Below are 21,200 nucleotides of genomic sequence, written 5' to 3'. Positions count from 1 at the left end.
TGTTCGTGTCGACCGGGGCCAGCATCCTGCACGCCGACCTGGACGCGTTCTACGCGTCGGTCGAGCAGCGGGACGACCCGCGGCTGCGCGGCCGCCCGGTGATCGTCGGCGGCGGGGTGGTGCTCGCCGCCAGCTACGAGGCGAAGGCGCGCGGTGTCCGCAGTGCGATGGGCGGCCGTCAGGCGCGCCGGCTCTGCCCGGACGCGATCGTGGTGTCGCCCCGGATGTCGGCGTACACGGCGGCCAGCCGGGCCGTGTTCGAGATTTTCCGGCAGACCACGCCGGTGGTCGAGGGGCTCTCCGTCGACGAGGCGTTCCTCGACGTGTCCGGCCTGCGTCGGCTGGTCGGGCCGCCGGCCGACATCGCGGCGCGGCTCCGCCGCGAGGTCCGCGAGCGGGTCGGCCTGCCCATCACGGTCGGCGTCGCCCGCACGAAGTTCCTCGCCAAGGTGGCCAGCGGCGTGGCCAAGCCGGACGGCCTGCTGGTGGTGTCGCCCGACGGCGAACTGGCATTCCTGCACCCGTTGCCGGTCGAGCGGCTGTGGGGGGTCGGTCCGGTCACCGCGGCGAAGCTGCGCGAGCGGCGGATCCGCACCGTCGGCGAGGTGGCCCGGCTCGGCGAGGCGGCCCTGGTGTCGCTGCTCGGCAAGGGCGCCGGGCGGCACCTGCACGCGCTGGCCCACAACCGCGACCCGCGGCCGGTGCAGGTGGGTCGCCGGCGCGGTTCGATGGGGGCGCAGCACGCGCTCGGCCTCGGCCCGCACACGCCCGCCGACCTCGACGCCATCCTCGCCGGGCTGGTCGACCGGGTGACCCGGCGGATGCGGGGGGCCGACCGCAGCGGCCGGACGATCATGCTCCGGCTGCGCTTCGCCGACTACACCAGGGCCACCCGGTCGCACACGCTGGTCAAGCCGACCGACGACACCCGGACGGTGCTCGACGCCGTCCGGGCCCTGCTGCGGGCGGCACTGCCGGAGATCGAGCGGCGGGGCGTCACGCTGGTCGGCGTCGCGGTGGCCAACCTGGACGACAACCCGGTGCAGTTGCCGCTCCCGTTCGACCGCGACCCGGGCGCCGACCTCGACGCGGCCGTCGATGCGGTGCGCGACCGGTTCGGCGCGAAGGCGCTGACCCGGGCGGTGCTACTCGGCCGGGACACCGACCCGGAGATGCCGCGCCTGCCCGATTGAACCGCACGCGGACGCGCCGGGCCGGCGAGGTTAAGTGGATGATCCAGGGCAAGCTGGCACGACGCGCAGGAGTTGGAGGCCGGTCTGGAGACTTTAGAGCTGATGTCGTGAACGACTCATCCCCGATGTCGCAGGCGACTCAGCTCTAAAGGCCCCGCGGAGTTGTCGCGCGGGCGCCGGCCGCGTCGGCGACAGACGGCCCACCGGCCGGCCGTGTCGGCGAAAGACGGCCCACCGGCGGCCGGCGTTCGTCGGCGAAAGACGGCCCACGGTCGGCCGCGCCTGCGAGCGAGGGCGCACCTGAGGTCGGGCGTGCCGGGCCGCTGGGCGAGCCGGACCCCGCGAGGCACCGGCCGCGGATCGGCCGAGCGGAGAAACGCGACGTCCGACCGCAGCGTCCGGAAGCGATCAGCGTTGCGCCGGGGTGGCCGACGCGTGGTGGGGCGGGCGGACCGAACCGGATCAGGGTGCGGGAAAAAGTGCCGATCGCGGGGGCGCCAGGAGCACAGAAACCGGTTACAGTGCTCGGACCGGACCACGCGAACACCAGGAGGTGCCCCCGGTGACGAGCACCAGCGACCACCAGCCGGCCGACGCCCGATCCGACTGGGAGGCGCGCATCGCGCTGCGCAGCGACGAGGACGGCACGACGGACGGCACACCCGTCCTCGCGCCGCCCGGCGGACTGACCGCGGTCGCCGGGGTCGCTCACGTCCGTCTCTCCTGGTCGCCGGTGCCCGGCGCGGTGGGCTACCTGGTGCACCGCGCGCCGCTGCGTGACGGCGTCGCCGAGGGCGAGCTGACGCCGGTCGACCACCTCGGCGGCGACGTCCTCTCCGTCCCCGACACCTGGTACGTCGACACCACCGGCGAGCCCGGCCAGCCGTACGCGTACGCGGTGGCCGCCGTACCCGAGGTCACCGTCACCGGCCCGCTCGGCGCACCGGTGAGCTGCGCCTCGCTGCCCGCCGGCGACGCCACGCCCACGGTCGAGCTGCACGTCGACGCGGCCGCCGACGGCGCCCCGCTGGCCCGGCCCTGGCAGCCGATGATCGGCAGCGAACGGCTCTCCCAACTGCTCTGCACGGACACCTCCGGTGGCCGCGAGATCGGCGGCGAGCTGCTCGCCGCGCTGCGCCGGATCCGGGACGAGGTCGGCGTCGAGACCGTCCGGGCCCACTCGATCCTCCACGACGACCTGGCCGTCTACCGCGAGGTGAACGGCGAGCCGGTGATCGACTTCACCGGCGTGGACCGGGTCTACGACCTGCTGCTCTCCACCGGGCTCCGGCCGGTCGTCGAGATCGGGTTCATGCCCCGCGACCTCGCGAGCGATCCGGAGCGGACGGTCTTCCAGTACCGGGGCGTCATCTCCCCGCCGAAGGACTGGGACCGCTGGGCGGAGCTGGTCCGCGCCCTGGTCGCGCACCTGCTCGACCGGTACGGCGAGGAGGTGCTGGGCTGGGACTTCGAGGTGTGGAACGAGGCCAACCTGGAGGTCTTCTGGTCGGGCACCCGGGACGAGTGGATGCGGCTGTACGACGTCACCGCCCGGGCGGTCAAGGACGTCGACGCGCGCATCCCCGTCGGCGGGCCGTCGTCCGCCGCCGCCGGATGGGTCGACGCGCTGCTCCTGCACGCCCGCCGCTCCGGCGCGCCGGTCGACTTCGTCTCCACGCACACGTACGGCAGCCCGCCGCTGGACCTGCGCCCCACCCTGGCGCGGCTCGGCTTCCCGGACGCCCGGATTCTGTGGACCGAGTGGGGCGTCACCCCCACCCATTTCCACCCGGTCAACGACGGCACCTCCGCGGCCACCTTCCTGCTCACCGGCATGCGCTCGGCCGCCGGCCGGGTCGACGCCCTCTCCTACTGGGTGGCCAGCGACCACTTCGAGGAGCTGGGCCGCCCGCCGCGGCTGCTGCACGGCGGTTTCGGCCTGATCACCGTCGGAGGGATCGCCAAGCCCCGCTACCACGCGCTGCGGATGCTCAGCCAGCTCGGCGAGACGGAGCTGCCGGTCCGGGCCGCCGGTGACGGCGCCGACGGCCTGGTGCAGACCTGGGCCAGCCGGCGGGCCGACGGCAGCCTGGCGATCCTGGTCTGGGCCGCCACCCTCGACCAGTCCAAGCGGGACGGTGACCCGGCGCTGGCCCGGCGGATCCGCCTCGCCGTCGACAGCGCCGCCGGTCGGACCGTCACGGTCACCCGGCTCGACCGCGCGCACGGCGACATCACCACGCTCGCCGACCAGCTCGGCGTCGCCGAATGGCCGGTCGGGGAACAGTGGGACGCGCTGCGCGCCGTCGACTCGCTGACGGTGGAGAAGGTGGAGACCGTCACGGACGGCGGGACCGCGGTGGTGGAGCTGCACCTGCCGCAGCCGGGCGCGGTGCTCGTCGAGGTGGCTGGGAGCTGACCGTGCCGGCCACACCTGCGCGGGCGCGGGCCGGGCGCGGGCACGTCGACGTCGACTGGGACCCCGTTCCCGGCGCGGTCGGTTACCTGGTGCACCGGTCCGACGGCGACGGCCCGTACCGGGTGGTCGACCACCGGGGCGGCGACCTGCTCGCGGTGCCCGGCCCGCCGTACGCCGACACCACCGTGGAGCCCGGACGGACCGTGCGGTACGCGGTGCGGCCGGTGCACGACCCGGACCACCCCGACGCCGGCCCGCTCGGGCCGGCGTCGGTGCCGGTCGCCGCATGGACCGACGGCGCCGGCCTGGTCGACGTGGACGTGGACGCGGCCGACGCGGTCGGGCCGGTCCACCGGCCGTGGCGCGACATGGTCGGGTCCGAGCACCTGAGCCTGCTGCGCTGCGCCGACCGGGTGGGCGGCGAGGAGATGGGCGCCGGGCTGGCCGCCGCGCTCGGCCGGGTCCACCGCGAGCTGGGTGTGGAGCGCGTCCGGGCGCACGGCATCCTCGGTGACGACCTGGGCGTCTACCGGGAGGTCGACGGTCGGCCGGTGCACGACTTCGCCGGCGTCGACGCGGTGCTCGACGCGCTCGCCCCGACCGGCCTGCGCCCGGTGTTGGAGCTGTCGTTCGTCCCTCGCGCGCTGGCCCGCGACCCGTCCCGGGAGGTCACCGCTGCCGGCGTGTCCAGCCCGCCGCGTGACTGGGACCGGTGGGCGGCGCTGGTCGGCGACCTGGTCCGGCACCTGCGGGAGCGGGCCGGCGACGACGAGCTGCGGCGCTGGGCGGTCGAGGTGTGGAACGAGCCGGACCTGGAGTGTTTCTGGACCGGCAGCCGCGAGGACTATCTGCGGATGTACGACGTGACCGCCCGCGCCGTCCGCGACGCCTGCCCCGGCCTCCCGGTCGGCGGGCCGGCGACCGCCGCGACGCGGTGGATCGAACCGTTCCTCGACCATGTCGACGCCTCGGGCGCACCGCTGGACTTCCTATCCACCCACGTCTACGGCAGTCCACCGCTGGACCTACGGCCGGCGCTGGCCCGGCACGGTCAGACCGGCACTCCGCTGCGGTGGACCGAGTGGGGACCCTCCCCCACCCACTTCGCCCCGGTGAACGACTCGGTGCTCTCGGCCGCGTTCGTGGCCACCGGCATGCGGGAGGCGGCCGGCCGGGTGGCGGCCCTGGCCTGCTGGGTGGCGAGCGACCACTTCGAGGAGCTGGGTCGCCCGCCGGCCCTGCTGCACGGCGGATTCGGGTTGCTGTCGGTCGGCAACCTGGCCAAGCCCCGGTACTGGGCACTGTGGATGCTCGAACGGCTCGGGCCGGTGGAGTTGGCCGCCCGGTTCGACGGCGACGGCGCCGGGACGCTGGTGCGGGCCTGGCCGTCGGTGGACCCGGACACCGGCCGGGTCGCCGTGGTGCTGTGGAACGGCACGCTCGACCAGGGGGTGCTGGACCGGCCCGCGCAGCGCGCCCGGCTGGGTCGTACCGTCCGGCTGCGGGTCGGCGGGCTGGACGGCGGGGCCTACGCGCTGCGGCACCGACGACTGGACGAGGAGACGTCGAACCTGGCCGCCACCGCCCGCCGGCTCGGTGTCGACGGCTGGCCCACCGAGGAGCAGTGGGCCGGGCTGCGCGCCGCCGATCTCCTCGCCGACGCGGCGCCGCCGGTGACCGTCACGCCGGACGACGGCCGGCTGGTGGTGCCACTGACCCTGCCCATGCCGTCGCTGTCCCTGGTGGAGGTGACCCCCCGATGACCGGACCGTGGTGGCGCGAGGCCGTCACCTACGAGGTGTACCTGCGCTCCTTCGCCGACGCGGACGGGGACGGGCTCGGTGACCTGCCCGGCCTGCGGTCGAGGCTGCCCTACCTGGCCGCCCTGGGCGTGGACGCGGTCTGGGTGACCCCGTTCTACCCCAGCCCCGACCACGACGCCGGTTACGACGTGGTGGACCACCGCGCCGTCGACCCGCGGCTGGGCGCTCTCGCCGACGTGGACCGGCTGGTCGCCGACGCGCACCGGCTCGGCCTGCGGGTGGTGATCGACCTGGTGCTCAACCACGTCTCCTCGGCCCACCCGTGGTTCGTCGCCGCCCGGGCGGCCGGCCCCGGCTCGTCGGAGCGCGCCCGGTTCCACGTACGGCCCGGGCGCGGGCCGGACGGCACGGAACCGCCGAACAACTGGCGGTCGATCTTCGGTGGCTCGGCGTGGGCGCCGTTCGATGACGGCGAGTGGTACCTGCACCTGTTCGACGTCGAGCAGCCCGACCTGCGGCACGAGCACCCGGAGGTGGCCGCCGACGCGCTGGCCACCCTGCGGTTCTGGCTGGACCGCGGGGTGGACGGGGTCCGCTTCGACGCGGCCGGCTCACTGTCGAAGGACCCCGCCTACCCGGAGCTGCCGGACGGCTGGCGGCCCGGGGATCCGGCGCCGTACAGCGACCGGGACGAGGTGCACGACATCTACCGCCGGTGGGCGCGGGAGCTGGCGTCGTACCCGGGCGACCGGCTCGGGGTCGCGGAGACCTGGGGCCCGCCGGAGGTGCTCGCGCCGTACCTGCGCCCGGACGAGCTGGGGCAGGCGTTCGCGATGGACCCGCTCTACTGGCCGCTGCGGGCGCAGCTGTGGCGGGACGGTGTCGACGCGCTGCTCGACGCGACCACCCGGCACGGCCGGCTGCCGACCTGGGTGCACGGCAGCCACGACATCCGGCGGGCCGCCGACCGGTGGGGGCCGGACGGCGCGCGGGCGGTGCTGCTGATGATGCTGGCGCTGCCCGGCGCGGTCTACCTGTACGCCGGTGACGAACTCGGGCTCCCCGAGGTGACGCTGGCCGACGACGCCATCCGGGACCCGGTGTACCGGCGCTCCGGCGGCGTGGACCGGGGCCGCGACGGCGCACGGGTGCCCCTGCCGTGGACGGGCGGCCCGCCGCCGTACGGGTTCGGCCCGGCCGGTTCGGTCCCCTGGCTGCCGCAGCCCACCGGGTGGGGTGGCCGCTCGGTGGCCCGGCAGCGCCACGACCGGACCTCGCCGCTGGCGCTGACCCGGGCGGCCCTGCCGTTGCGCGGCACCTGGTGGCGCGGCCGCCCGGCGGAGCTGGCCTGGCGGGACGCCCCCGCGGAGTGCCTCGCGTTCCGGCGCGGGCCGGGCGGCCCGACGTGCCTGGTCAACCTCGGTGACGCGCCGGTCGACTGGCGCCCGTACGGCGACCGGCTGCTCCTCGCCAGCACGGCGGCCGACGGCAAGCTGCCCGCCCGCGCGACCGCCTGGTTGGCCTGACGGGCTGCTCGGCGCCGGTGGCGGTGCGGGCGCCGGCGCACCCCGTTCCCTCCGCCGCGGCCCGGCCGCCCCTCCCCCGTCGCGCGAGGGCCGGCCGGGTGCGTGGTCAGGCGGCCGACGGGGTCTCCCGGTCGGTGGCCGTCGCGAACGGGTTCGGGATCGCGTCGAGCAGCAGCCGCGTGTACTCGTCGCGGGCCGACCCGATCACCTCACGCGTGGAGCCTCGCTCCACCAGCACACCCTGGTTGAGCACCAGCACCTCGTCGGCGAGCAGCCGGGCGCTGAGCAGGTCGTGGGTGATGTAGAGCATCGCCAGGCGGCGGTCGCGGACCAGGTCGCCGAGTAGCTCCAGGATCTCGGCGCGGATCGACACGTCCAGCATGGAGATCGGCTCGTCGGCGATCAGGACCTGCGGCTGGGGCGCGAGCGCCCGGGCGGTCACGACCCGCTGCCGCTGCCCGCCGGAGAGCTGGTGCGGCAGCTTGTCGAGGAACTGTCCGGCCGGGGCGAGCCCCACGCTCTCGAGTAGTTCGGCGGCACGGTTGCGGGCCGCGTCGCCGCGCAGGCCGGCGAAGTTGGCCAGTGGGCGGGACAGGGCGTACGCCACGGTGCGGGTCGGGTTCAACGCGCTGAACGGGTCCTGGAAAACCATCTGGACGTGCCGGCGGTACTCGCGCAGGGCCCGCCCGCGCAGCCGGTCCACCCGAAGCTCCCCACCGGCACCGCCGGTGAACCGGACCTCGCCGGCGCTCGGACGCTCCACGCCGGTGACGATCCGGGCGAGGGTCGACTTGCCGCTGCCGCTCTGGCCGACCAGCGCGGTGACGGCGCCGGGGCGCAGGTCGAAGGAGACCTCCCGGACCGCGTCGACCGTGCTGGTGCGCAGCCCGCGCCGGCTGGTGTAGCGCTTGCTCACCCGGTCGACGCGGAGCACCGCGGCGACGTCGGCCGCGTCGCCCCGCGGGGACGGCGTGGCGGTGGCCGGAAAATGGCTGCCGAGGGTGGCCGCGGCGTCGGCGGCGTCGGCGGTGACCACCGGTAGGCGGTCGGACTGGGCGACGAGGCACCGGTCCAGCCCGCCGTGGTCGGGCAGCAGCTTCGGGTGCGTCTCCCGGCAGGCGTCCTCGACGTGTGGGCAGCGCGGGGCGAACAGGCAGCCGGTGTGCGTCCGGGACAGGTCCGGCGGCCGGCCCGGGATGTAGCTGACCCGCACGTCCGGCAGGCGCGGGTCGGCGTACGAGCCGAGCAGCCCGCGCGTGTACGGGTGGCGGGGGTCGCGCAGCATGGCGGCGGCCGGGCGGTCCTCGACGATCTCACCGCCGTACATCACCATCACCCGGTCGGCCATGTCGAGCACGGTGCCCAGGTCGTGGCTGATGAACAGCACGGCGAAGCCGAGGTCGCGGCGCAGCTCGGCCAGCCGGGTGAGGATGCTCCGCTGCACGACGACGTCGAGCCCGGTGGTCGGTTCGTCGAGCAGCACGAGCTTGGGACGCAGGGCGAGGGCGAGGGCCAGGGCGACGCGCTGCTTCATGCCGCCGGAGAGCTCGTGCGGGTACGCCCGCAGCACCCGCCGGTCCAGGGCCACCAGGTCGAGCAGCTCGCTGGCCCGCTCGGTGACGTCGCCGGACACCTGGTGCGCGGCGAAGGTGTCTGCGAACTGCGCCTCCACCCGGATCACCGGGTTGAGCGAGTTCATGCTGCTCTGGAAGACGGTGGAGAGGTCGACCCAGCGCAGTCGCCGCAGCTGCTCCTCGTCGGCGGTGGTCAGGTCCACACCGTCGAAGGTGACCCGGCCGCCGGTGATCCGGGCCGGCGGGCTGAGCAGTCGCAGCACCGCGTTGCCGAGGGTCGACTTGCCGCAGCCGGACTCGCCGAGCAGCCCGACGAACTCGCCATCGGCGACGCGGAACGAGACGTCGTGCACGGCCCGGTTCGGCGGCTGGTCGCGCGGGGTGTACGTGACGGAGAGGTGGTCCACCTCGAGCAGCGTCATCTCAGTCCTCCCGCAGGTGGGGGTTGCTCAGCGCGTCGATACCGAAGTTGATCAGCGTGAACGAGGTGATCAGCAGGGAGAGCGCCAGACCGGGGGCGATCAGCCAGGCCCACTGGCCGGTGAGGAGCGCGCCGCCGAGGCTGGCCTGGTTGAGCATCGTGCCCCAGCTGACCGTCTGCGGGTCGCCGAGCCCGAGGAAGGCCAGGCCCGCCTCGCCGCCGATCGCGCCGAGGGCCGCGCCCATGAAGCCGACCACGATGAGCGAGGTCATGTTGGGCACGATCTCCCGGGCGATGATCCGGGCGGTGCCGTCGCCGGCGAAGCGGGCCGCGGTGACGTAGTCGCGGGTGCGCAGGGTGATGATCTGGGAGCGCTTGATCCGGGCGCCGTACGCCCAGCCGGTCACGCTGATCACGAAGATGATCAGCCACAGTCCGCGGACCGGGGCGTACGCGGCCAGGGTGACCATCAGCGGCAGGGCCGGCACGACCAGGCCGAGGTTGATCAGGAACGAGAGCACCTCGTCGACCCAGCCCCGCAGGTAGCCGGCGGTGAGCCCGATGACCAGGCCGATCAGGGTCGAGAGCAGGCCGGCCGCAAGGCCGACGATCAACGAGGTGCGGGCTCCGACGACCAGTTGGGAGAAGACGTCCTCGCCCTGGGAGGTGGTGCCGAGCCAGTGGCTGCCGGTCGGGCCGAGCGAGGTGGGGAAGGCGTCGTCGCGCGGGTCGTACGGCGCGATGAGCGACGCGAACGCGGCGACCAGGATGAACGCGGCGAGCATCAGCAGGCCGATCCGGCACTTGCCGTTGCGCCACAGGATGACGAACCAGCCGGGCAGCCGGCGCCCGTGGGCCAGTTCGCGGGCGGCGGCCTGGACGCCCTCGGTGTCGGTGCCCGGGGCCGGTACGGCGGGTGCGGGGGTGCTCACGCGAACTCACCCCGCTCGTCGTGGTCGTTGCTCATACCGACTCCGCCTTTCGTACGCGGGGGTCGAGGAAGCCGTACAGGAGATCGGCGAGGAAGTTCGCGACCAGCACGCCGATCGTGGTGAACAGGAAGATCGCCTGCATGAGCGGGTAGTCCCGGCTGGACACCGACTCCAGCAGCAGCCGGCCCATGCCGGGGTAGTTGAAGACCGTCTCGACCAGCACGGTGCCGCCCAGGATGCTGCCCAGCGCGATGGCGAAGCCGGTGACATTGGGCAGGATAGCGAGGCGGGCGCCGTAGGTGATGGCGATCCGGCGCCGGGGCAGGCCGCGGGCGACGGCGAGCCGGGTGTGGTCCTCGCCGAGACTCTGCACCATGTTGTTGCGCATGCCGATGATCCAGCCGATCGGCCCGGTGATCAGCAGCGCCACGGCGGGCAGGACGCTGTGTTGGAAGGCGTCGGAGATGAAGATCCAGCTCCAGCCGGGTGAGCTGCCGCCGCCGTAGCCGCCGCGCTCGGGAAACCAGCGCAGGGTGATCGCGAAGACGTAGATGAGCAGCAGGGCGATCCAGAAGAACGGCAGCGTGCCGAGGAACGTCGAGCCGAGCGTGATGACCGAGTCGACGCGGCTGTTGCGGCGGTAGGCGGCCCAGGTGCCGAGCAGCGTGCCGACGACGAACGAGATGAGCTGCGTGACGCCGACGAGGATCACCGTCCACGGCAGAGCCTGCCCGATCATGTGGGTCACGCTGTACGGAAAGTACGTGTACGACACCCCGAAGTCGCCCTGGAGCACCGCGCCGAGGTACTGCACGTACTGCTCGAAGAGGTTGCCGTCGGGCGTGCCCAGCATGACCCGGATCGCCTGGAGTTGGGCCGGGTCGATGCTCTCGCTCTGCCCGGCGAGCCGGGACACGATCGCCTCGGCCGGGTCGCCGGGTTGCAGACGCGGGATCAGGAAGTTGAGCGTGACGGCGGCCCAGAGGGTGCCGACGAAGAACAGGAAGCGTCTGGCGAAGTAGGCCACGGTGAGCCTTCCCTTCTCCTCCGACGGGCCGGCCGGCGCGCGGGCGCCGGCCGGCCGGCCACCGGCTACTTGGCGTTGGTCCCGGCGGGCTGCAGGTGGGTGATGATGAGCAGGTTGTCGCTCGGCGCGGCGTACGGGTTGTCCTCGTTCGGCCAGCCGGTCGCCTTCGCGGTGCGGTACTGGAACCACTTGGCGCCGTACCAGAGCGGGATCACCGGCACCTGCTCGACCATGACCTTGGTCAGGTCCGCGACGGCGGCCTTCTGGGCGGCCTCGTCGGTGGCGGTGCGGAGGGTGTCGATCAGCTGGTCCGTGCGCGGGTCGTTCCACCGGACGAAGTTGCTGACCGCCTTCTTGCCGACCGGCGCGGACTGGTCGCTGGCCAGCGGCTCCTGGAAGTTGCGGAACATGTTGCAGCTGCCGCCGTGGACGCCGAGCAGCACGTCGTAGTTGCCGATCGCGCGGTCGTTCTCGTACGCCTCGGGGGTCGGCGTCTCGGCCCGGACGGTGAAGCCGAGCGCGGTCAGGTTGGCCACGATGATCCGCTGCGCCTGCACCCAGTCGGTCCAGGAGCCGGGCACCCGGAAGCTGAACGCGATGGGCTTGCCGTCCTTGCCGACGCGCTTGCCGTCGCCGTTGCGGGGGTAGCCGGCGGCGGTCAGGTCGGCGTCGGCCTTGGCCTGGTCGTACGCGGCCACGCCCTGGTTGGCGATGTCCGTGGGCAGCCACGCGGCCTGCCCGGGCACCACGAGACCGGTCTGGCTGGCCGGCTTGACGTAGCCGAGCTGCGCCTTGTCGACGATCTCCTGCCGGTTGAAGGCGGGCACCAGGGCCTTGCGGAAGGCGGCGTCGTTGAACGGCGCCCTGGTCAGGTTCATGTAGACGCTGATCGAGCCGCCGGAGGGGTACCAGTACTTGTTGTGCTCGGGGTCCCGGTCGACGTACGCCTTCTTGATGTCCGGCACGAACATCGCGTTGGTGTCGTACTCGCCGCGGCTGAGCTTGAGCTGGTCGATCTGCCCCCCGCCGTCGGCCTTGTGGAACCGCAGCTCGTCGACCTTGATCTTGTCGGCCTGCCAGTAGTCGGCGTTGCGGCCCAGGGTCAGCTGCTGCGGGTTGAACGCCTTCACGGTGAACGGGCCGGTGCCGACCGGCTTCTCGGCGTTGGTGAAGGTCACCGGGTCGGACACCGTGGACCAGACGTGCTTCGGCACGATCTTGATCTCGCTGAACAGGGTGAACGCCGAGGCGCCCGGCTGGCTGAAGCGCATGGTGACGGTGTGCGGGTCGGTCGCCTCGACGGCGCTGAGGTAGCGCCAGACCCCCTTGACGTCCAGCGCCTTGTGCTGCTTGAGCATGTCGTAGGTGAAGGTGACGTCGTCGGCGGTGAACGGCTTGCCGTCGGTCCACTTCACGCCGTCGCGCAGCTTCCAGACGAGCGTCTGCGGGTCGGTCCAGCTCCACTCGGTGGCGAGCCACGGCTTGGCCTCGCAGCCGTAGTTGTCGTAGGCGATCAACTGCTCGAAGAGGTACTCGGTGGCGCCGAGCCGGCTGGCGTCGAGGTAGGGGTTGTAATTGGCCTGCGGGTTGCTGCCGCCGCCGAAGTCGCCGTAGTCGAGGTACGCGATGCGGCCCTCGGTGCCGGGGCCGGACTGCTGTTCGGTGCCGGTGCAGCCGCTGACCGCGAGGGCGACGGCCGCGGCGATCGCGGCGATCCGGGTGAGCTTCCGTCGTTTCACTTGCCGGTACCTCCAGTGGGGGATTCCGCCGGGCAGCCGCAGCTGCGGCGTACGACGAAGTCGGTGGGGAGGACGATGCTGTCGGGTGCCGGGGCGCCGGGGGCGTCGACGGCGGAGAGGATCAACCGGGCGGCCTCCGCGGCCAGATCCCGGACGGGTTGCCGCACGGTGGTGAGCGGGGGCGAGACGAGCGCCGCCATGGGCGCGTCGTCGAAGCCGGTGATGACGAGGTCCTCGGGCACGCGCAGGCCTCGGCCGAGCGCGCCGACGAGAACGCCGAGGGCGATCTCGTCGTTGGCGCAGACGACCGCGTCCGGCGCGGTCGCCCGGTCGCGCAGCAGCTGCTCGGCGGCGAGCACGCCGTCCGGCTGTTGCATGGCGACCCGGACCGGCTCGGCGGGCGGGGTGAGGTCCAGCTCCCGGTACGCGGCCAGGAAGCCGGCCCACCGCTCGCTGACGTCCGGGGAGCCGTCCGGGTTGCCGACGAAGGCCAGGTGGCGCAGGCCGTGGTCGACGAGTAGATGACGGACCAGCCGGGTCATGGCCGGCGCGTTGTCGACGCTGACCGAGGGCACGGTCTCCGGGCCGGTTCCGGCCAGCACGACGACCGGGACCATCTCGGCGAGCCGGAGCAGCGCCGGGTCGGAGATGGTGCCGCCGATGACCGCGACGCCGTCGACCCGGCGGGCCATCTCCAGCACCTGGTCGTCGGAGTCCTCGCGCAGGTGGGTGCAGAGGATGTGCACGCTGGCCCGGGCCGGCACGGCCTCCGACTCGAAGCCCTGGATCAGCTCGGTGAAGTACGGGCCGGACAGGCCCGGGAAGACCAGGCCGAGCGCGCCGTGCCGGCGGGCCGCGAGGGCCCGGCCGAGGTGATCCGGCCGGTAGCCGTACGTCTCGATGGCCTCGAGGACGCGGCGACGCATCTCCTCGGACACCTGACCGGTGCCGTTGGAGACCCGGGACACCGTGGCGACCGAGACGCCGGCCAGCCGGGCGATCTCCCGAACCGTGACCCGACTATTGCCCATGGCTCCCTCGATCCGTAACGTGCGGTTAACAGAAACCGGTTTCAGGCACCATAAGCAGGCGCCCGCGAGATCACAAGAGGGGCCGCCTGAAGATCCGCCGAGAGGAAGAGTCAGACCTGATGTCGCGAGTTCTTCTCCACGACCGCAGGATCGTCGTCGACGGCCGCCCCCGCCTGCTACTGGCCGGGGAGGTGCACTACTTCCGGCTGCCGCGCGCGGCGTGGGCCGACCGGCTGGACCGGCTCCGCGAGTGCGGCGGCGACACCGTCGCGACCTACGTGCCGTGGCTCTGGCACGAGCTGCCGGACGGCAGCGTCGACCTCACCGGGCGTACCCACGAGCAGCGGGACCTGGCCGCGTTCCTGGACCTGGCCCACGAGCGCGGCCTGTACGCGGTGGTCCGGCCCGGCCCGTTCATCATGGCCGAGGTCAAGAACGAGGGCATCCCCTACCGGGTGTACGACGAGCACCCGCACCTGCTGCCGACCACCTGGGACGGCCGGCAGATCGAGACCCGCACCATCGACTACCTGGCGCCGGAGTTCCTGGCGGCCGCCGACGGCTGGTACGCCGAGGTGATGCCGGTGGTCGCCGAGCGACTGGCCGACCGCGGCGGGCCGGTGATCGCCGTCCAGCTCGACAACGAGATCGGCATGCTCTCCTGGGTGACCAACTCCCCCGACCTGACCGACGGGCTGTGCGAGGATCTGCGGCGCTGGGCCGTCGACCGGTACGGTAAGGAGGGCGCGGCCGACCGGATCGGCGCGGACCCGGGCGACCCGGTGGCCTGGGCGGCGGCGCTGCGGACGCCGGCCGAGCCGCGGTCCCTCGCGGTGCACGACGACCTCGGCCGCTACATGCGCGACCGCTACCGGCGGTACGTGGCCGCGCTGCGCGGATCCGCCGAGCGGCACGGCGTCACCGGGGTGCCGTTCCTGGTCAACGTGCACGGCACCGGCGGCGGACGCGGCCGCACCTTCCCGATCGGGATCAGCCAGCTCTTCGAGGCGTACCGCGGGCAGCCGCAGCTCACCTCCGGCTCCGACTACTACCTCGGCGACCTGACCGTCACCAACGTGGCGGACCTCTACGTCGGCAACGCGTTCCTGGCCGCCGTGCACGACGCGGACCAGCCGCTGACCTCGCTGGAGTTCGAGGCCGGCAACGGTGACTACGGCCAGGACCTGTCCACTCTGTACCCGCCGGAGGCGGTCGACCTGAAGGCCCGGCTCTGTGTGGCACAGGGCAACCGGCTGCTCAATCTCTACCTCTTCGCGGGTGGCTACAACCCGCCGCTCGCGGAGCCTGTCGGCGACGGCAACGACCGCATCGCGTTCACCGGCGAGCGGCACGGCTTTGCCTCGCCCGTCGACCCGGAGGGGCGGCTCAACCCGACGTTCGACGCGGCCCGGCGCGCGTTGCACGCCTTCCGCGGGGTCGCCGACCTGCTCGCCGATTCGGACGAGGAGGACGACGGGCTGGCGCTCGGCTTCGTGCCGGACCACTACCTGACCGAGTACCACCACCCGGCGTCGGCGTCCCGGGCCGAGCAGGTCGCCGACCTGGAGCGGTTCCGCGGCATGGGGCCGCGCGACGTGCTGGCCCGGGCGCTGCTGCTCGCCGGGTTCTCCTTCCCGGCGATCGACCTCTCCTCGGCCGACCCGGCCACCACCCCGCCGATGATCGCCCTGGCCAGCGCCACGACCCTCGGTCGCGACGTGCAGCAACGCCTGGTGGCGCACCTGCGCCGCGGCGGCGGCCTGCTGCTGCACGGGGTGCTGCCCGAGCGGGACCACGACGGCACCCCCTGCACACTGCTCGCCGACGCCCTCGGGCTCACCGTCACCGGGCGGGCCGAGGGTGGGCCGCACTACTTCCCGTCGGTCGTCGGGCACGGGTGGGCGGCCGGTCGGGCCGAGGCCCGGGTCGGCTACGCGCAGCGACTGGCCGGCGCGGCCGCCGTTCCGGTGCTCACCGAGGTCGGCTCCGGCGAGCCGTGCGCGGTCGAGGTGAGCGTCGGCGCCGGCCGGGCCCTGGTGGTCGCCGCCGACGTGCCGTGCGACCTGGATTTCTGGCGCGCGGCGGTGGCGCGGCTCGGGGTGCGCCCCCGGCTCGCCCCCGACGCCGACGGCCCGGGCCTGGTGCTCACCTCCACGGTGGACGGGGCCGGGCAGCGGCTGCTGCACCTGGTCAACGTCGCCCCCTCGGCGGTCACCGTGGCCCTGGGCTGGCACGGCGCCCCGGTGCTGGCCGGCCGCCGGCTGCGGGTGCCCGCACGCACCGGACTGATCCTGCCGTACGGGGTCGCGGTGGGCGACGCCACGCTGGTCGAGACGACCTGCGAGTTGGTCTCCCGGGACGGGGACACCGTGCTGCTCCGCCCGACGCAGGGCGACGACGAGGTGGTGCTGGCCACCGACCGGCCGGTCACCGCGAGCCGCGGCACGGCGCACGCCACGGACGGACGGGTGACCGTCCGCCTGCCGGGCGGGCCGGACCACGAGCCGGTCCGGATCACCGTGGGCTAGCCCTCCGGCCTCGCCGGCTGGATCGCGCGTCGGTGCCCGCGCGCCTCGGTCGCGGCACCGCGCCGGTGCGGCCGTCACAGCGCGATGCCCCGGGCCTCGGCCGGCGCGAGTGCGCGGCCACCGCGAGCGTCTGGGCCGGGTCCTACGGACACCCTCCGCGAGCGTTATGACGCAGAGGCATATTTATGCCTCTGCGTCATAACGCTCGTCGCGCGCACCACCGCGGCCCAGGGTTTGTCTCCGAGCGCGCCGAGGCCGGAAATCCGAAGCCGGTGCTTCCTCCCGGCTTATCCGGCCCGCGAACGCGGTGGGCGCCGGCAGGTCGAAGCGCTGCGGGCCAGGTGCCGCGGCCGCCGGACCACCTGACGCCACCACCCGACCAGGCGGGGCCGCAGGCGGCCCCGAAACGCGTCGGCGCCGGGTCGGCCCGGCGGCTGGCTCAGGCGTCCCGGTTGATCTCGTCGAGGACCTGCTGTTGGAAGGCGCGGGCCTGCGGGCCGCTCGGCGGTGGACCGCCGCGCCGGGCCGCGATGGAGCGTCCGATCACCGTCGACCCGGCGTGGCCCTCGTCCAGCAGCCGCTGCCCGGCCGCGGTCTTGGCCAGCCAGGGGCCGTGCCGGAACCGGACCAGGGATCGGCAGGCGCCGAGCACCGCGTCCTCCGCGCCGGCCGCCGGCTCGTCGCCTTGCGGGGTGGGCAGGGCGAGCCACCAGCTCAACGCGTCGACGAGGAGGCGGCGCAGGTCGGCGGGTGCGACGTCCGCGAACACCTCGGCCGCCGACGGACCGAGCAGCGCGTACCCGCTCTGGTGCAGGATGCTGCGGTCCAGGGCGTACCAGAAGAGCCCGTCGGCGGCCGGCCGGTCCCCCGGCGCGTACGTCGCGCGGAACGCCATTCCGGCGCCGGTGTTCAGTTCGACCTCGAAGCCGGGCTCCGGCGTGCCCGACGCGGCGACCGACCGGCGGTAGACGACCAGTTCCAGCCCTCGGGCCGGGCAGGGCAGCGCCTCGTGCCGGAGGCCGGCGACCAGGTCGCGCTTGGCGCCGGCGGGCAGTCGGTCGGCGCAGACCAGCGCCACGTCGACGTCGCTGCGGCCGGGCTGGTAGGCGCCGAGGCCGACCGAGCCGGCGGCGTACGCGCCGACCAGGTCGTCGCCCAGCACCGTCCGGGCGACCGCCACCAGGTCCGCGAGATACCGTCGAACGTCCGAGTCCATGCCCGCAATCTGACCCGATCGGCCAGGGTCGAACCGCTCCGGGCGGGCTATTTCACCTTGCGGGTGGTGCGGACCACGATGTCGTCGTAGTCGGGGTGCTTGCCCAGCCACTCGGCCAGGAACGGGCAGATCGGCACCACGGTCCGCCCCTTGGCCCGGGCGTCGTCCATCACCGCCCGGGCGAGGGTGGATCCGACGCCCCGGCCCTCGAACGAGGGGTCGACCTCGGTGTGGGTGTAGGCGATGATCGTGCCGGTCAGTTGGTAGGTGACGATGCCGGCGAGGGCGCCCGACTCGTCCCGCGCCTCGAAGCGCTCCCGCTCGGGCACGTCTGTCACGGTGAACTGCATGCGGAGAAGTGTCGCAGGCTGCCGGTAGCGTCGCCCACGTGACCGGCCCCGCAGATGTTCCGCCCGACTATCTCGACCGGCTCCGGCCGGTCTGTCTCGGCCTGCCCGAGACCTACGAGGAGCCGGCGTGGGTGGGCACGCGCTGGCGCGTCCGCCAACGCACGTTCGCCCACGTCCTCACGGTCGATCCGGACCACCAGATGGCTTACGCCCGCGCGGCGGCGACCGACCTGCCGGTCTGCGTGCTGACATTCCGGTCGCCCGGCGACGAGATCGCCGGCCTGGTCGCCGCGGGCCACCCGTTCTTCAAGCCCGGCTGGGGCGCCGACGTGCTGGGCATGGTGCTCGACGACAAGACGGACTGGGCGGAGGTGGGCGAGTTGCTGACCGAGAGCTACCTCGTCCTGGCCCCGAAGAAGCTGGCCGCCCTGGTGGACGGCCCCCCCGGCGGCCACCCGCAGCCGGCGTGACCGGCGAGAGGACGTGCCCATTTACATTTAACAAAGTTAATTGATAGCCTCCGGTCCATCGATGAGGAGGCATGTCATGGCACTTCGACGTCGGACGTTCGCGCTGCTGGCCGGCGCGGCGGTGGCCCTCGCGGGCGCGGCCCTGCCGGCCACCAACGGCTTCGCCACCACCACCGGCGCCGCCGTCCAGGCGGCCTGCACCGCGCCGGCCTGGGCGGAGGGCGTCACCTATCCCGCCGGCAGCCGGGTGACCTACGCGGGCCGCACCTACCAGGCGCTGGTGACGCACATCCCGCCGGCGGGGGCCGGCTGGAACCCGGCGGCGACTCCCGCGCTCTGGAGCGACCTGGAGGCGTGTGAGGGCGGCACCCCCACCCCCACGCCCACCCCGACCCCGACGCCCACCCCGACCCCGACTCCGACCCCGACGCCGCCGGGCTCGACCACCTGCCCCGGCAAGCCCCGGCCAGCCGGCAAGGTGCTGCAGGGCTACTGGGAGAACTGGGACGGCGCGGCGAACGGCATCCACCCGCCCCTGGGCTGGATCCCGATCACCGACTCCCGGATCCGCGCGCACGGCTACAACGTGATCAATGCGGCGTTCCCGGTGATCCGCGCGGACGGCACCGTGCTCTGGGAGGACGGCATGGACGCCACCGTGAAGGTGCCCACGCCGGCCGAGATGTGCCAGGCCAAGGCGGCCGGGCTGACCGTCCTCATGTCGATCGGCGGCGCGACCGCCGGCATCGACCTCAGCTCCGCGGCGGTCGCCGACCGGTTCGTCGCCACCGTCGTGCCGATCCTCAAGCGGTACAACTTCGACGGCATCGACATCGACATCGAGACCGGGCTCACCGGCAGCGGGAACATCAACCAGCTCTCCACCTCGCAGGCGAACCTGGTCCGCATCATCGACGGGGTGCTCGCGCAGATGCCGGCGGGCTTCGGCCTGACCATGGCGCCGGAGACCGCGTACGTGACCGGCGGCAGCGTGACCTACGGGTCGATCTGGGGCGCGTACCTGCCGATCATCAAGCGGTACGCCGACAACGGCCGGCTCTGGTGGCTGAACATGCAGTACTACAACGGCAGCATGTACGGCTGCGCCGGCGACTCCTACCCGGCCGGCACGGTGCAGGGCTTCACGAAGCAGACCGACTGCCTAAACGCCGGGCTGGTCGTGCAGGGCACCACCATCCGGGTGCCGTACGACAAGCAGGTCCCCGGCCTGCCGGCGCAGCCCGGCGCCGGCGGCGGCCACCTCGCGCCGGCCGCGGTGGCCCAGGCGTGGAACACGTACGGGGGCGGCCTGAAGGGTCTGATGACCTGGTCGCTCAACTGGGACGGCAGCAGGGGCTGGACGTTCGGCGACAACGTCCGGGCGCTTCAGGGCCGGTGAGCCATCGGCGTCTCCTCGACGCCGACCTCGACCGGACCGACCCGCAGGACGCCGTCGGTGAGCGGCGTGCACCGCACGCCGCCCCGGCGGCGCAGCGCCTTCCACGCGCCCGGACCGATCGCGACGTCCATCCAGGCGCAGGGGTTCGCCGGTCGGTTGACCCGCAGCCGGACCGGGCCGCCGCCCGAATCCAGGACCAGCACCGACCCGACCAGCTCGTCCACCGGGATGCCGGCCGTGAGCACGTTGCGCCGCACCTGCGCCAGGTCGGCGCCGGGCGGCAGCGACTCCTGGGCGATCACGGTCACGCTCGCCTCGCGGTGCGCCGGCCGGCCGAAGTACCGGTCGCCGACGATGCCGAGCCCCGCCCGGAGCTGGATCTCCTCGACCAGTTCGCCGGGTGGAGCGGGCGTCGGGCCGTCGGCGGGCCGGCCCACGTAGCGGTGCACCGGCGAGGCGAGCAGCTGCACGATCTTCGTCACCCGTCCATCGTCCGGCACGGGGGTGGACACGGGCGTCACCCGCCCTTGACGTGGGGCGCGCGCCGCGCGAGCAGGAAGACCGCCAGCACGACCACCAGGAGGGAGAACGCCTCGCCCACGACCGGCAGTGAGCCGGTCCGGATCGACTCGTCCAGCCAGACCAGGCCGACCGCGATGGCCACCAACGGGTCGGTGACGGTGATGGCCGCCAGGGCCGGGGCGCCCATCGGGCCGGCCTGGTAGGCGTTCTGGCTCAGCAGCACCCCGAACGGTCCGAGCACGGCGATGGCGTACGTCTGCCACTGCACGAAGACGCCGAGCGGACTCCCGTTGAGGTGAAAGGCGAGGCTGCTGATGAGTCCGGCGGTCACGCCGTAGCAGATGCCGGCCGCGATGGCCAACGGCATCGGGCGCCACTTCCGTTTGATCTTCACCGCCGACAGCACGCAGAGCCCCACCGAGACGACCACCGCGATCCCGAGCAGGAGGGCGGACCAGAACGACTCCAGCCCCCGCCCCTGACCGCGGCCCGGCTCGGCGATCGCGAGGAACGCGGCGAGCCCGAACAGGCACAGGGTGGACTCGCCCAGGATCGCGCGGTCGGGGCGGTCGTGTTCGAACGCCGCGAAGAACAGCACGTACCAGACGAGCCCGGTCACCAGCAACGGTTGCACCAGGATGAGCGGGATCAGGCTCAGCGCCGCTACCTGAAGGGCGAACGCCAGCGCGGCGAACACCACCGACCAGCGCCAGCCCCGAACTCGGATCAGCCGGACCAGGAGCGAGGGCCGCCCCGGTTGCTCCTCCGGCACCTGCCGGCCGGCCCGGAACTGCAGCACTCCCGAGGCGGCGAACGCGGCGGCGGCGGCCAGGGCGATGGGAACGCCGGCGACCAGCTCTCCCGTCTCGCTCACCGCACGCCAACCGGCCCGGTCACCTGGTCCCCCCACCGTGGTCGTCCGCGTTTCCTGACGCTCCGGCGTCCCGGCGCCGATGGCCCGGGGCGTCGGACGAGCGAGTCGCCCGGCCGCAACTTCCCGATCCGACCGGGGCTAAACGGCGCCGGCAGGTGCTCCGTCCCGACGGCACGCCACCGATCCGTCGCCGGGTCGGTGGGACCGCCGCCGCCG

At 73.7% G+C, this 21,200-nt stretch carries 16 protein-coding genes; 7 read left to right on the top strand and 9 right to left on the bottom strand.

Annotated elements, in window-relative coordinates; all coding sequences use genetic code 11:
- Positions 1–5: 5 nt before the first annotated feature.
- The 4 genes from dinB to O7603_RS04065 all read left to right on the top strand — a co-directional run bounded on the left by dinB (position 6) and on the right by O7603_RS04065 (position 6,901).
- The gene (gene dinB / locus O7603_RS04080; RefSeq protein ID WP_281574344.1) at positions 6–1,193 is read left to right on the top strand and encodes a DNA polymerase IV; all 1,188 of its coding nucleotides are present in this window, start codon (positions 6–8) and stop codon (positions 1,191–1,193) included.
- A 562-nt stretch (positions 1,194–1,755) separates the two neighbouring features.
- Positions 1,756–3,612 (top strand): xylan 1,4-beta-xylosidase, encoded by a 1,857-nt coding sequence (locus O7603_RS04075; protein ID WP_281574343.1) that lies wholly within the window; start codon positions 1,756–1,758, stop codon positions 3,610–3,612.
- Positions 3,613–3,614: 2 nt separating this feature from the next.
- The gene (locus O7603_RS04070) at positions 3,615–5,375 is read left to right on the top strand and encodes a xylan 1,4-beta-xylosidase (RefSeq protein ID WP_281574342.1); all 1,761 of its coding nucleotides are present in this window, start codon (positions 3,615–3,617) and stop codon (positions 5,373–5,375) included.
- Positions 5,372–6,901, top strand: a complete 1,530-nt coding sequence (locus tag O7603_RS04065; protein WP_281574341.1) for an alpha-amylase family glycosyl hydrolase — start codon at positions 5,372–5,374, stop codon at positions 6,899–6,901. Before O7603_RS04070 ends, O7603_RS04065 begins: the two co-directional genes overlap by 4 nt.
- Positions 6,902–7,007: 106 nt before the next feature.
- On the opposite strand, the gene O7603_RS04060 is transcribed toward O7603_RS04065, so the two are convergent.
- The 5 genes from O7603_RS04060 to O7603_RS04040 all read right to left on the bottom strand — a co-directional run bounded on the left by O7603_RS04060 (position 7,008) and on the right by O7603_RS04040 (position 13,625).
- A complete protein-coding gene (locus O7603_RS04060; RefSeq protein WP_281574340.1) occupies positions 7,008–8,897 on the bottom strand; it encodes an ABC transporter ATP-binding protein in 1,890 nt (629 codons plus the stop codon).
- Position 8,898: 1 nt separating this feature from the next.
- Positions 8,899–9,828 carry an ABC transporter permease gene (locus tag O7603_RS04055; protein WP_281574339.1) on the bottom strand — a complete coding sequence of 310 codons (930 nt, stop codon included), beginning with the start codon at positions 9,826–9,828 and terminating at the stop codon, positions 8,899–8,901.
- A gap of 31 nt (positions 9,829–9,859) precedes the next feature.
- Complete coding sequence (locus O7603_RS04050) at positions 9,860–10,855, bottom strand: ABC transporter permease (protein WP_281574338.1); 996 nt, start codon at positions 10,853–10,855, stop codon at positions 9,860–9,862.
- Between the two features lie 65 nt (positions 10,856–10,920).
- Entirely contained in the window at positions 10,921–12,594 is a 1,674-nt protein-coding gene (locus O7603_RS04045) for an ABC transporter substrate-binding protein (protein ID WP_281574337.1), read from the bottom strand.
- Positions 12,591–13,625, bottom strand: coding sequence for a LacI family DNA-binding transcriptional regulator (locus O7603_RS04040; RefSeq protein WP_281574336.1), 1,035 nt, complete (start codon positions 13,623–13,625; stop codon positions 12,591–12,593). The genes O7603_RS04045 and O7603_RS04040 overlap by 4 nt, the downstream gene beginning before the upstream one ends.
- Before the next feature lie 119 nt (positions 13,626–13,744).
- On the opposite strand from O7603_RS04040, the gene O7603_RS04035 reads away from it, so the two are divergent.
- Positions 13,745–16,153: a beta-galactosidase gene (locus O7603_RS04035; RefSeq protein WP_281574335.1), complete on the top strand. Its 2,409-nt coding sequence runs from the start codon at positions 13,745–13,747 to the stop codon at positions 16,151–16,153.
- Positions 16,154–16,592: 439 nt separating this feature from the next.
- On the opposite strand, the gene O7603_RS04030 is transcribed toward O7603_RS04035, so the two are convergent.
- Complete coding sequence (locus O7603_RS04030) at positions 16,593–17,369, bottom strand: nucleotidyltransferase domain-containing protein (RefSeq protein ID WP_281574334.1); 777 nt, start codon at positions 17,367–17,369, stop codon at positions 16,593–16,595.
- Positions 17,370–17,416: 47 nt separating this feature from the next.
- Entirely contained in the window at positions 17,417–17,719 is a 303-nt protein-coding gene (locus O7603_RS04025; RefSeq protein WP_281574333.1) for a GNAT family N-acetyltransferase, read from the bottom strand.
- A gap of 38 nt (positions 17,720–17,757) precedes the next feature.
- On the opposite strand from O7603_RS04025, the gene O7603_RS04020 reads away from it, so the two are divergent.
- The gene (locus O7603_RS04020) at positions 17,758–18,189 is read left to right on the top strand and encodes an MmcQ/YjbR family DNA-binding protein (protein ID WP_281574332.1); all 432 of its coding nucleotides are present in this window, start codon (positions 17,758–17,760) and stop codon (positions 18,187–18,189) included.
- 76 nt (positions 18,190–18,265) lie between these two features.
- A complete protein-coding gene (locus tag O7603_RS04015) occupies positions 18,266–19,588 on the top strand; it encodes a glycosyl hydrolase family 18 protein (RefSeq protein ID WP_281574331.1) in 1,323 nt (440 codons plus the stop codon).
- Here the strand turns inward: O7603_RS04015 and O7603_RS04010 are convergent.
- Both O7603_RS04010 and O7603_RS04005 read right to left on the bottom strand, forming a co-directional pair.
- Positions 19,576–20,070 carry a molybdenum cofactor biosysynthesis protein gene (locus tag O7603_RS04010; protein WP_281574330.1) on the bottom strand — a complete coding sequence of 165 codons (495 nt, stop codon included), beginning with the start codon at positions 20,068–20,070 and terminating at the stop codon, positions 19,576–19,578. The two genes, O7603_RS04015 and O7603_RS04010, sit on opposite strands and share 13 nt — an antisense overlap.
- A gap of 35 nt (positions 20,071–20,105) precedes the next feature.
- Positions 20,106–20,984 (bottom strand): DMT family transporter, encoded by an 879-nt coding sequence (locus O7603_RS04005; RefSeq protein WP_281574329.1) that lies wholly within the window; start codon positions 20,982–20,984, stop codon positions 20,106–20,108.
- Positions 20,985–21,200: the final 216 nt, after the last annotated feature.

The organism is Micromonospora sp. WMMD812 (genome assembly GCF_027497215.1).
Classification (GTDB): domain Bacteria; phylum Actinomycetota; class Actinomycetes; order Mycobacteriales; family Micromonosporaceae; genus Micromonospora.
The sequence above is the reverse complement of the archived record's forward strand: the minus strand, read 5'-3'. Positions and strand labels throughout refer to the sequence as shown.

Excerpts from the sequence above, each read along its gene's own strand:
- O7603_RS04015 (WP_281574331.1), top strand. The coding sequence starts at position 18,266 with ATGGCACTTCGACGTCGGACGTTCGCGCTGCTGGCCGGCGCGGCGGTG.
- O7603_RS04025 (WP_281574333.1), bottom strand. The coding sequence starts at position 17,719 with ATGCAGTTCACCGTGACAGACGTGCCCGAGCGGGAGCGCTTCGAGGCG.
- O7603_RS04035 (WP_281574335.1), top strand. The coding sequence starts at position 13,745 with ATGTCGCGAGTTCTTCTCCACGACCGCAGGATCGTCGTCGACGGCCGC.
- O7603_RS04030 (WP_281574334.1), bottom strand. The coding sequence starts at position 17,369 with ATGGACTCGGACGTTCGACGGTATCTCGCGGACCTGGTGGCGGTCGCC.
- O7603_RS04060 (WP_281574340.1), bottom strand. The coding sequence starts at position 8,897 with ATGACGCTGCTCGAGGTGGACCACCTCTCCGTCACGTACACCCCGCGC.
- O7603_RS04040 (WP_281574336.1), bottom strand. The coding sequence starts at position 13,625 with ATGGGCAATAGTCGGGTCACGGTTCGGGAGATCGCCCGGCTGGCCGGC.
- O7603_RS04065 (WP_281574341.1), top strand. The coding sequence starts at position 5,372 with ATGACCGGACCGTGGTGGCGCGAGGCCGTCACCTACGAGGTGTACCTG.